11 protein-coding genes are annotated in these 12000 nt (G+C 39.0%); all 11 read right to left on the bottom strand.

Translation table 11 applies throughout. The features are described from left to right. Positions 1–64: 64 nt before the first annotated feature. The 11 genes from NGI26_RS03745 to NGI26_RS03695 all read right to left on the bottom strand — a co-directional run bounded on the left by NGI26_RS03745 (position 65) and on the right by NGI26_RS03695 (position 11981). Positions 65–706: a hypothetical protein gene (locus tag NGI26_RS03745; protein ID WP_251937176.1), complete on the bottom strand. Its 642-nt coding sequence runs from the start codon at positions 704–706 to the stop codon at positions 65–67. A 105-nt stretch (positions 707–811) separates the two neighbouring features. Beyond that, positions 812–1801 (bottom strand): lipoate--protein ligase, encoded by a 990-nt coding sequence (lplA, locus tag NGI26_RS03740; protein ID WP_251936154.1) that lies wholly within the window; start codon positions 1799–1801, stop codon positions 812–814. Between the two features lie 195 nt (positions 1802–1996). Continuing rightward, the gene (gene lpdA, locus NGI26_RS03735; RefSeq protein WP_251936142.1) at positions 1997–3700 is read right to left on the bottom strand and encodes a dihydrolipoyl dehydrogenase; all 1704 of its coding nucleotides are present in this window, start codon (positions 3698–3700) and stop codon (positions 1997–1999) included. Between the two features lie 39 nt (positions 3701–3739). Then, the gene (locus NGI26_RS03730; RefSeq protein WP_251936137.1) at positions 3740–4783 is read right to left on the bottom strand and encodes a dihydrolipoamide acetyltransferase; all 1044 of its coding nucleotides are present in this window, start codon (positions 4781–4783) and stop codon (positions 3740–3742) included. A gap of 219 nt (positions 4784–5002) precedes the next feature. Next, complete coding sequence (locus NGI26_RS03725) at positions 5003–5995, bottom strand: alpha-ketoacid dehydrogenase subunit beta (RefSeq protein ID WP_251936135.1); 993 nt, start codon at positions 5993–5995, stop codon at positions 5003–5005. 16 nt (positions 5996–6011) lie between these two features. Next, a complete protein-coding gene (locus NGI26_RS03720; protein ID WP_251936133.1) occupies positions 6012–6980 on the bottom strand; it encodes a thiamine pyrophosphate-dependent dehydrogenase E1 component subunit alpha in 969 nt (322 codons plus the stop codon). Between the two features lie 181 nt (positions 6981–7161). Next, on the bottom strand, positions 7162–8502 hold the full coding sequence (locus NGI26_RS03715) for an MATE family efflux transporter (protein ID WP_251936131.1): 1341 nt from the start codon (positions 8500–8502) through the stop codon (positions 7162–7164). 40 nt (positions 8503–8542) lie between these two features. Further along, complete coding sequence (locus NGI26_RS03710) at positions 8543–9811, bottom strand: dihydroorotase (protein ID WP_251936118.1); 1269 nt, start codon at positions 9809–9811, stop codon at positions 8543–8545. A gap of 12 nt (positions 9812–9823) precedes the next feature. Further along, entirely contained in the window at positions 9824–10288 is a 465-nt protein-coding gene (locus NGI26_RS03705; protein ID WP_251936116.1) for an NUDIX hydrolase, read from the bottom strand. 9 nt (positions 10289–10297) lie between these two features. Then, positions 10298–10951, bottom strand: a complete 654-nt coding sequence (locus NGI26_RS03700) for a uracil-DNA glycosylase (protein ID WP_251936114.1) — start codon at positions 10949–10951, stop codon at positions 10298–10300. A 118-nt stretch (positions 10952–11069) separates the two neighbouring features. Then, complete coding sequence (locus NGI26_RS03695; RefSeq protein WP_251936112.1) at positions 11070–11981, bottom strand: hypothetical protein; 912 nt, start codon at positions 11979–11981, stop codon at positions 11070–11072. Positions 11982–12000: the final 19 nt, after the last annotated feature.

Here is a 12000-nt window from a genome sequence, read left to right as displayed (position 1 = left end):
TAATTTATTTCTGTTAGAAAAAGAGCGCAAATCTTTGATAGAATCATACGCTCTTTTATTCTTTTTATAAAAATTCGATCCAATAATTACGGTGTGGCTCAATAATGAATGATTTTCCCCAGAATGATTTTAGATAGGCCAAGTTTGCAGAGGTAACAGGTTTGTTTTCACCGTTGTACTTCTCTGCACTCTCCTCCGTTAGAAAGCATTTAACTGCTTCATATTGTGTACCATCGCTCGCTATTCGATCAATTCCTAAATAAGCAATGTCATCACCAGCTTTTGGAAAATCTGTAAATAGTTTACCAATAAAATAAACCGTCTTATCTTTCATTAATTCATAAGCCTTACTATTTTCCAGTCTGTTATTCACTGTAGCGTACATAATACAAAAACTATCTACGATATCTTTCAAAGGCATTAATTCTTCTTTGCTGACCATAATTTCGTCGGGAGCAAGCCCACCAATGATTAAGTTTGTATAATAAGGTTGCTGGATGACATTATCTAAAGCCATTCCTAATGGTAGTTGGACAGCTTGATAGCCTAATGGTTCCAGCTCTTGCTTTTTCTGGTCAAGGTGTTCTTGTGTGATACTGATATTTAAATCATAAGGACTGGAAGCTTGTTGCTTCCTAAAAAAAGGTACTACTATACGATCTAACTGTTCAAATAGACCGAGATTTTCAACTGGAACTTTCATTATCGGATATGATCCCCTTTTTTAGATTTCCTTTATATTCTAGTCTCATTATTTTTGAATATCAAGTTTAAGATAAATGATATCCATTTAACATGGATATCTTTTACTTTATTCCACCACTGCCTCAGCAATTTCTTCTGCAGTGATTCCTGCGAAATAACGACCTAAGTTAATGGTTTGAAGGGCTTTGAGAACGTCTTCGCGTTCATATTTGACACCACGAAGGAGATCTTCTACTGCTGCAACGTCTTCGATACCAAAGAAGTCACCATAAATCTTGATGTCTTGAATTTTTGATTCAATAACATTTGCAAAGATTTCAACCTTACCGCTTGGGAATTTAGTACCACGGCGAACGTTATATTCAGGTGATTTCCCATAGTTCCAGTCCCAAGTTGCAAACTTAGTATCTTTGATACGATTGATTTCAGCCAATTCTTCATCTGATAATACATACTCAGTCATTTCAGGGTATTCTTTTTTCATGTATTCCAAAAGTAGATCACGGAATTGTTCAACAGTAATCTTTTCTGGCAATTCATCAATGATGTTGGTCACGCGTGCACGAACTGATTTAACACCTTTAGACTCGAACTTATCCTTAGATACTTTAAGTGCATTAGCAAGGACAGACAAATCAACGTCAAAGAGAAGGCAACCATGGTGCATAATGCGGCCATTGATATAGGCTTGTGCATTTCCACAGAATTTCTTACCGTCGATCTCTAAGTCGTTACGGCCTGTAAATTCAGCTTTAACACCAAGTTCGGCCAAAGTATTGATAACTGGAGTAGAGAAGCTCTTGAAGTCAAAGGCCTTGTTTTCATCTTCTTTTGAAATGATGGTATAGTTAAGGTTGTTCAAATCATGGTAAACAGCTCCACCACCACTGATACGGCGGACTACCTCAATACCATTTTCGCGAACATAATCACGGTTGATTTCTTCGATAGTGTTCTGGTGACGACCAACAATGATAGATGGTTTGTTAATCCAAAGAAGGAAGATTTGATCTTCATCAAGAAGATGCTTAAAAGCGTATTCCTCTAAAGCAATATTAAAAGCAGTGTCGTTTGAATGATTGATAATGTATTTCATAGTATTTCCCAAAAATTAGTTTTTAAATTCTGTTCATAGAAATCCAATTTTCTAAAGTGGTAAAAAGAAATGTAACGAGATATCGTTACATTTCTCGGAAAAATTGAGACAAGAGGCTCAATTTTTAGGCATGGAACTCTAATAGAGGTCGCTGCCGTCCGTACTACTTTAAGAAAATTTTATTGAGAGACTTGTTTATTTTTTCTTAGGTGAATGGATAGCCATTCCAAGAACATCCGCGAATGCTTCGTACATAACTTCAGAATATGTTGGGTGTCCGTGGATTGTCTTCAGCATTTCTTCTACAGTGATTTCCATTTCGATGATGCTTGACGCTTCGTTGATCAATTCAGCTGCTGCTGGACCAATGATGTGAACCCCAAGAACTTCACCATATTTCTTGTCTGCAATAACTTTAACAAATCCTTGAGCTGCATCTGATGCAATTGCGCGTCCGTTTGCAGCAAAGTTAAATTTACCGATTTGGACATCATATTTTTCACGTGCTTGTTCTTCAGTTAAACCAACCGCTGCTACTTCTGGAAGTGTGTAGATAGCTGCAGGAGTCAAGTTGAGTTTTGCTACGACGTGATTTCCTTTAAGCGCATTTTCAGCGGCAACTTCACCCATACGGAAGGCTGCGTGAGCCAACATCTTAGTACCGTTGATATCACCTGGTGCATAAATACCAGGAACAGAAGTTTCCATGTACTCGTTAACCTTGATACGACCACGGTCTAACTCAAACTCAACTTCTCCGATTCCTTCAAGGTCTGGAACACGACCGATTGAAAGAAGTGCTTTATTTGCGATGATATCATCTTTTCCTTCAACTTTGATGCGGAGTTTGCCATCTTCTTCAATGATTTCTTGCAGTTTAGTACCTGTCAAGATAGTCATACCTTTACGTTCAAGAATCAAACGAAGGTTTTTAGATACTTCAGCATCCATAGCTGGAACGATACGGTCCATCATTTCGATAACCGTTACTTTTGAACCAAATGTCATGAAGGCCTGACCGAGTTCGATACCGACAACACCACCACCGATAATCACAAGGCTTTCTGGAACTTCGTTCATTTCAAGAATGTCGTCACTTGTCATCACGAGTGAAGATTCCATACCAGGAACATTGATCTTGCTGACTTTTGAACCACCAGCAAGGATGATCTTCTTAGTTTCAAGCAATTCAGAACCATTTACTAAGACATTCTTATCTTTAGTAATAGTACCGATACCTTTATGAACATCAACTCCATAGCTACGAAGAAGTCCTGCCACACCACCTACAAGGGTATTGACAACTTTAGATTTCGTTTCTAAAAGTTTCTCCATATCAACTGTGAAATTAGGATTTTCAATTACGATACCACGATTTGCTGCATGACCGATATTTTCAATGATTTCAGCGTTGTGAAGGTAAGTCTTAGTTGGGATACATCCACGGTTTAAGCAAGTTCCACCAAGTTCAGATTTCTCAACAAGAGCAACCTTACCACCTAATTGAGCTGCTTTAATGGCAGAAACATAACCAGCAGGTCCGCCACCAATAACAACGATATCGTAAGCATCATCGCTCTTACCATCATCGTTCGAAGCACTTGCTGCAGGTGCTGGACTAGCTTCTGGTGCAGCTGCTCCAGCTGTTGGGATATTTTCCCCTTCTTCACCAAGATAACCGATAACTTCAGTAACAGGAACAGTCTCGCCGTCCCCTTTCAGGATAGCGATCAAGTAACCGTCTTCTTCTGCTTCCAATTCCATGCTGACTTTGTCAGTCATGATTTCCAAAAGGATTTCTCCTTCTTTTACAAATTCTCCGACTTTTTTATTCCATTGGACGATTTGTCCTTCTGTCATATCCACGCCGGCTTTTGGCATAATTACTTCTAAGGCCATATCTTACTTCCTTTATCTATATTTCTAAAAATAAACTCTTTAAACCAACATTGAGATTGGGTTTTCAATCAAAGCTTTCAAGTCTTTCATAAACTTAGCACCAGCCATACCATCTACGACACGGTGGTCAATTGTTAAACCAAGACTCATAATTGGACGAATCACAATTTCACCATTTACTACAACTGGTTTCTCAACTGTTGAGCTAACCCCCAGGATGGCTGAGTTTGGTTGATTGATGATTGGACCAAACGATTGAACCCCAAACATTCCCAAGTTACTGATGGTGAAGGTTGAATTTTGCAATTCACTTGGAGCTAGTTTACCATCCAAAGTACGTCCAATGACGTCTTTGAAGGCAACAACCAACTCAGACAAGCTCATTTTTTCAGCATTATAAACAACTGGTGTCATCAATCCATTATCCATTCCAACTGCCATCGCAAGGTTGACGTAGTTGTGAGTGATAATGGTTTTACCATCTTCCGTTAACGAAGCGTTGATGTATGGGTGTTTCATCAGAGTCTTAACAACCGCAAGTGAAAGCAAGTCTGTAACTGTAATTTTCTTACCGGTTGCTTCCATGATTGGTTCTAGAACTTTCTTACGAAGGGCAAGCATTTCAGACATATCGACATCGTAGTTAAGCGTAAAGGTTGGTGCAGTCAAGTAAGACTCAACCATACGTTGAGCGATAACCTTACGCATCGGTGTCATTGGAATACGCTCGATTTCTCCATAAGGTGTTACGTTATCTGGAACTTCTTCAACTTTCTCGATTTGAGCAGGTGACTTGATTGTCTCGTTCTCGATATTTTCAGGAAGGAAAGCTAAAACATCCTTCTTCATAATCTTACCACGATGACCAGTTCCTTGGATTTCTTGCCATGCAATGTTATGTTCAAGGGCAATTCGTTTTGCGAGTGGCGAAATGCGAACCACATTAGTGTCTTTAAATGTTTCCACGTCTTCTTTGTGGACACGACCGTTTGCGCCTGAGCCAGAAACATCGTAGAGATTAATTCCTAAATCATCCGCTAATTTTCTAGCTGCAGGAGTCGCTCTTAGCTTATCATCAGCCATGACCTCTCCTATTCTATTATAAGATACTAAGGGCGTTTAAAAGCGACCGAAAAATAGGAAATCAACGCAGACTTCGATGAAGTCAAGGTGATTTATCTTTTTTCCAAGCTTTTAGCCCGTGCTCTAATCTAAGATATCAAGGACGCAGAGAACTTTGCATCACTAGATACAAAGTTTCTTCGTCTAAATTGATACATGTTACATAATTTATGTTATGTATTACTGTTTGTTATGAGTTTTACGGATTGCATCTTTGATGCTTTCAACCGTTGGAATCATCGCATTTTCAAGGTTTTGTGCGTAAGGCATTGGCACATCTTCTCCTGCACAACGACGGATTGGGGCATCCAAGTAATCAAATGCTTCTGATTCAGAGATAATCGCTGAGATTTCACCGATAAATCCACTTGTTTTGTGGGCGTCGTTGACCAGAACAACCTTACCAGTCTTCTTGACTGAGTTAATAATGATATCCTTATCAAGTGGAACCAAGGTACGTGGGTCTACTACCTCTACTGAGATTCCTTCTTCAGCCAACTCTTCAGCTGCTTGCATAACACGACGAAGCATTTTTCCGTATGTTACGACAGTTACATCTGTTCCTTCGCGTTTAATTTCACCAACACCAAGTGGAATGGTATAGTCAGGATCTACTGGTACTTCACCTTTCTGGTTAAATTCCGATTTGTATTCAAGAATGATAACAGGGTTGTTGTCTCGGATAGAAGACTTAAGAAGTCCCTTCATATCAGTAGGCGTACCTGGAGCAACAACTTTCAATCCAGGAATGTGAGTGAACCAAGATTCCAATGATTGTGAGTGTTGTGCTGCAGAACCTACCCCATTACCAGCGGCACAGCGGATTGTAATAGGAACTTGACCTTTACCACCAAACATGTAACGGGTTTTAGCTGCTTGGTTAACAATATTATCCATGGCAATAACAGAAAAGTCCATGAAAGTCATATCAACGATTGGGCGAAGTCCAGTCATAGCAGCACCAGCAGCTGCACCAGAAATAGCTGCTTCAGAAATAGGACAGTCACGAACACGCTCTGGCCCAAATTCTTCAAGCATCCCTACAGATGTACCAAAGTCTCCACCAAAGACACCGACATCTTCACCCATCAAGAGTACATTTTCGTCGCGACGCATTTCCTCAGACATTGCAAGGATAATGGTATCGCGGAAAGACATTAATTTTGTTTCCATATTTCTCTACTTCTCCTTAGTCTGCGTAAATATCTTCAAATGCTGATTCAAGTGGAGGGAATGGACTTTCTTCTGCAAACTTAACAGATGCTTCCACTGCTTCCTTGACTTGAGCCTGAATTTCTTCGAGTTCTTCTGCACTAGCAATATTATTTGCTACAAGGTACTTGCGGAGGTTTTCGATTGGATCTTTTTCTTTCCACTCATCGACTTCTTCACGTGTACGATATTTACCAGGGTCAGATGACGAGTGACCAAGCCAGCGATAGGTGACACTTTCAATCAAGACAGGACCTTTACCAGAACGAACATGGTCAACTGCTTTCTTAAATCCTTCGTAGACATCGATAACATTATTACCGTCTTCGATAAACATTCCAGGAATACCGTAAGCAGCACTACGCTCATGGATATGCTTGACATTTGTCATTTTCTTAATATCAGCAGAGATTCCATAACCGTTATTGATACAGTAGAAAATAACTGGTAGATTCCAGATAGAGGCCATATTAACAGCCTCGTGGAATACACCTTCATTTGTTGCGCCATCACCAAAGAAGCAGACAACGATTTTACCAGTGTTTTTCATTTGTTGGGTAAGGGCAGCCCCTACAGCAATCCCCATACCACCACCTACGATACCGTTGGCACCAAGGTTACCTGCATCTAGGTCGGCGATATGCATAGATCCACCTTTACCTTTACAAGTTCCAGTATATTTACCAAGGATTTCAGCCATCATCCCATTAAGGTCGATTCCTTTAGCAATGGCTTGTCCGTGACCACGGTGGTTTGAGGTGATGAGGTCATCTTCGTTAAGAGCTAACATAGCCCCAACGTTTGCTGCTTCCTCACCAACAGAAAAGTGCGTCATTCCGGGCACTTTACCTTTTTTTACTAATTGAGCAATTTTTAAGTCCATACGACGAATTTCTTCCATCTTACGGAACATCTCAAGCAAAAGATTTTTATCTAAAGTTGACATAATCTTGCCTTTCTAAGTTTAATTTCTTATAGTTCTATTTTAACTTATAGGTTAACTAGAGTCAACGATTATGCTTAATAATTTTTCACAATATTAAAAAAGAAAAGTCAATGAAATCAAGACTTTTCTTTACATAAAACAACTATTTCACAAACTGATTTTCAAAGATATTTTCAACAAATTATTTGAATCTTTTCATAATAACTTGTAAACGCCGTTGATACAGTAGCCCGCTGACTACTAAACTTACAATAAGTCCTATCCAGTAGGAATAGGCATCGAGATCTGTTGAGTAATCTAGGAGTAAACCCAGAGGTATCGCAACTCCCCAGTATCCCAAGAGTCCCAGATAGAAAGGGATGACTGTGTCTTTGTAACCGCGTAATATACCTTGTAATGGTGCTGCAAATGTATCAGCTAACTGGAAAAATAAGCTATAGGTCATAAAACTAGCAGTTAGTTGAATGAACTCTGGATCATGACCATAGAGACTGGCAATATTTTCTCTAAAAACATACAGAAAAGAAAGTGTTAAAATTGCGAATGCCATAGCGGATAGTCGTCCAATTTTTATGTATTTCTTAGCATCCTCTAGACGTTTAGCACCAACTTCGTAAGAAACAACAATAGCCATTGCTGTTGAAATACTCATAGGAAAAGCGTACATGAGAGATGAAAAGTTCATGGCAGACTGATGACTAGCTATTATCAATGATGAAAACTTCGCCATAATCAATCCCACTGCTGAAAAAATAGCAACCTCTGCAAATACAGTTCCACCAATAGGTAATCCTAGTTTTATCGCTTCTTTTATTTTATTCCTGTCTAAAGGTAATCGATTCTCTAAATGTAGTTCTTTTAGTTTTTCTTGTTTAAGAAGAACGAATATAGAGATTAGCAATAAAGCCCAATAAGCCAAAGATGTACCAAGACCTGCTCCTGCTCCTCCCAACTCAGGAAAACCAAAGGCACCATAAATCAATAAATAGTTAAAACCGCTATTTAAAGGGAGTAAAAGAAGCATCAGATACATGGATAACTTGGTCAGCCCCAGCGCGTCCAGTAATGAACGAATGACACTAAAGAGTAAGAGTGGAATGATTCCGATTGACAAAAACCATAGATAACGAATAGCAATATCTGCCACTGCCGGTTCTAACCCCATATTGCTTAGAACCAGCGGAGCAGCAATAAAGACTAGAACAAAAAGAAAAATGGATAAGCCAAGTGAAAGATAAAGAAATTGATAAAAGTCAGAAGACACTTCCTCTTTCTTTCCCCTTCCTAAATGATGGCCAACGATAGGGACTAGGGCTGAAACAATCCCCGTTAAAAAGGTAAAAAAGGGATTCCACAAACTAGTCGCCATGGATACTCCAGCCAAATCAATCGTATTATACTGGCCAGTCATGGTCGTATCGACAAAGGAAGCTGAATAATTGGCAAATTGATAAACTAAAATTGGAAAGAAAATCTTAAGAAATAAGATAAATTTATCTTTAAAATTGTGGGTTGGATACATACAGTCTCTCTAGTTAATGATTTGAAAGAGCAGATTAAAACTAGTTTTTATAAATAATCTGTCCATTACAGATGGTGTATTTTATCTGCCCTTTTAAAGTTTCACCGATAAATGGTGAATTAGATGCTTTAGAAGCAAAATGTGAGCCTACGATACGATCAGCTTTATCATCGAAAATGGTAATATCAGCTGGACCATTTTCAGCCAAATAACCTGCTTCAAAATGATACAATTTAGCTGGGTTTACTGTCATTTTTTCTAATAATTCCATCAAGCTTAGCTCACCAGCTTCGACTAAGTAAGTTAAACCGAGTGACAATGAAGTTTCTAAACCTGTCATACCTGATGGAGCTTTGGTAATATCTTCGACATTCTTTTCATCAGCATGGTGAGGCGCGTGGTCAGTCGCAATGACAGAAATGACACCTGACTTGAGCCCTTCAATAACTGCACGGCGGTCTGACTCCAATCGTAAAGGTGGGTTCATTTTTGCATTGCTTCCTTGGGTCAAGAGAAGAGCTTCAGTTTTAGAGAAATGTTGCGGTGCTACTTCTGCAGTTACATTTGCTCCTAAACCTTGAGCGAACTCCACAACCTTAACACTTTCTTCCTTGGATAAGTGCTGGATATGAACATGGGCTTTTGTTGCATAGGCAATCATGACATCACGTGCAATCATTGCATACTCTGCAACTCCTGTAGCGCCACAAATATGGAAGTGTTCTTTAGCAATATTTTCATTAAAACCTAGCGTACCATTCAGACCAGGATCTTCTTCGTGCAGACTGATAAAGGTGTTAAGTTTTTTAGCCTCTTCCATAGCTTCTTTAACTACTTTACTACTTTCAAGAGGAATACCATCATCTGAAAAACCAACAGCACCAGCTTCTAAAAGCCCCTTAAAGTCAGTCAAGTCTTTGCCATTAAAGTTCCTGGTAATCGTTGCTACAGATTTAACATTAATTTTTTCCTTTGCCGCAGATTGAAGAACTTCCTGCAAAGTCTCAACATCTGAGATGGTTGGATTTGTATTGGCCATCATTACGACAGTTGTAAATCCACCTGCAGCAGCTGCAAGGGCTCCTGTATGGATATCTTCCTTGTGAGTTTGACCAGGCTCACGGAAATGAACGTGGATATCTACCAAACCGGGAGAAACAACAAGACCCGTAGCATCAATGACCTCTGCTCCATCTACGTTAATTTGAGGAGCAATTTGAATAATTTTCCCTTCATCTACCAAGACATCACACACTTGGTCCAAGCCAGACTTAGGATCCATGACTCGACCATTTTTGATTAGTAACATAACTATACTCCTTTACTCGTAAAAATCCACTTGGGTATCTAACAATTCATCGCCATCATAGACAAACTTAGCTGAAAAGAATGGTTTATCTTCTAACAACCACTCAACAAAGGTGTGGTCACCTTCCCAGGTTGGTTTACTCAAAACCTCATCATAAGGAACCCATTCTAAGGTCCCTTCATTACAGTCAATCAATTCTCCTTCAAATTCTGTCACCTTAAATACGTAGGTGTACCAGTCTAAGTCTGGTGTAAACTCTGGAAAGGTGATAACTCCTTTTAGAACAGGTTTGGCTTTTAACCCAGTTTCTTCTAAAATTTCACGAGCAGCACATTCTTGTGGAGTTTCTCCGCGTTCTAACTTTCCACCGACACCTATCCATTTTCCTTCATGCACATCATTAGGTTTCTTATTGCGATGAAGCATGAGTAACTCTTTTCCATTATCAATGTAACAAATCGTCGCTAATTGAGGCATATTCTCTCCTTATCTAAGCCAATCGATTGGCTCTTGTCCTGTCTCTGTTAAGAATGCATTGGCCTTGGAAAAAGGCTTAGAACCCCAAAATCCTCTGTAAACAGATAACGGACTGGGATGGGCTGATTCGATGGTCAAGTGCTGAGGATTGGTCACCAGTGTTTTTTTCTTACGTGCGTAAGCTCCCCAGAGTACAAAAACCACAGGTCTATCAAGATTATTGACGACCTGAATCACTGCATCCGTAAAAGGCTCCCATATCAGACCAGCATGACCATTGGCCTGACCAGCAGGAACGGTTAAGCAAGCATTGAGAAGTAAGACTCCTTGCTCAGCCCAAGTTGTCAAATCATGGGATTCCTTAACTCCAATATCATCTGCTAATTCTTTCAAGATATTTTGCAAGGATGGAGGTGCTGGAATAGAGTTAGGTACAGAAAAACTCAAGCCCTGCGCCTGACCTGGTCCGTGATAGGGATCTTGCCCTAGAATCACCACCTTAACCTCTTCTAGAGGAGTTGTCAAAAGAGCCTGAAAAACTTTTTCCTTAGGCGGATAAACCGTTTCTTGAGCATAAACCCGGTCCATAAAGTGATTAATCTGAGTAAAATACCCTTCAGGAAGTTCTTGCTTAATCAATTCATGCCAAGATGAGTGTTCCATCGTCTTCTCCTTTGTTTTCACTGCCTCTATTATAGCAAAAAGTGGCTATCTAAACCACTTTTTACAGTATCTATAAACATCCGAGAAGTTTTTATAAATAATCTATACTAAAGAGCCTTTATTCAACACCTTTTCTGGTATTAGAAAGAATAAATTCTTTGTCGATGTCATCAACATTCATTTCAGTTCGAGTATTAAGATTTTCATGATATCTTTTATTCAATTCCTTTGCAATGCTTGCCTTAAACTCATCAATTGATTTTGGTTTATAGTAATCAAATCCTCCAGAAGCCGCGCTACAGCAGCTCCCCCAATCTGAAAGATAGCCTATAATTTCAAAAACACTATCATTGTATTTTTCAAATCTTTTAGTTTCTGTACTTTTTAAATAGCCTGAAAAGCAATTTACAAAGGTATAGTAATATCTCGAGTCTCGAAATGAATTGAATTCTGCACTATGAAAACTTGGATCGAGAATCCTTGCTGATCGTACATCTTCCATGGTGGGTTTTCTGGTTATTTTAATATCAGTCTGCAGATAAGCATAATAAGTTTCCTTATCAAAGAAAGCTCCGTCTACTGCTATCAATGAACCGTAGATACCATCCTCATACTGAAACACCATCACAGCACCGTTCCTATATTTACTTTCTACAGGAACAGGCGGAGCAATTCTCTTTTTGGGCTTTTCTTTTTTGACACTTATCTTTTCTAAAAACTTATCTAGATGTGCACTCCTCTGTTTTAAAAATTTACTATCTGCATCTAATTCTTGGGCAAGAGCTAAATCTTCCTTTTTATCAATAATCTCTTTGATTTCAAGTAAGAATCCATCATCTAATTGCCCAACTTCCCACATACAATGTGCCAGAGCGAACAAGACATTATATCTATCGTCATCGTATAAATCCGATGTCAAGTCATTTTTGATTGTATTTACATCTTCACCTCGATTGTATCTCTCAAAAAAATCTTCTTTAATATCTAAGGAAGTATCATTTCCAAATATCGTTGCATCCCATGTTCCCATAATTTTATGCACCTTTTAT

The sequence above is a fragment of the Streptococcus sp. Marseille-Q0941 genome, assembly GCF_943736975.1.
In the GTDB taxonomy this organism is placed as follows: Bacteria; Bacillota; Bacilli; order Lactobacillales; family Streptococcaceae; genus Streptococcus.
Note: the sequence above shows the minus strand (reverse complement) of the source record. Positions and strands in the feature narration are given on the sequence as shown.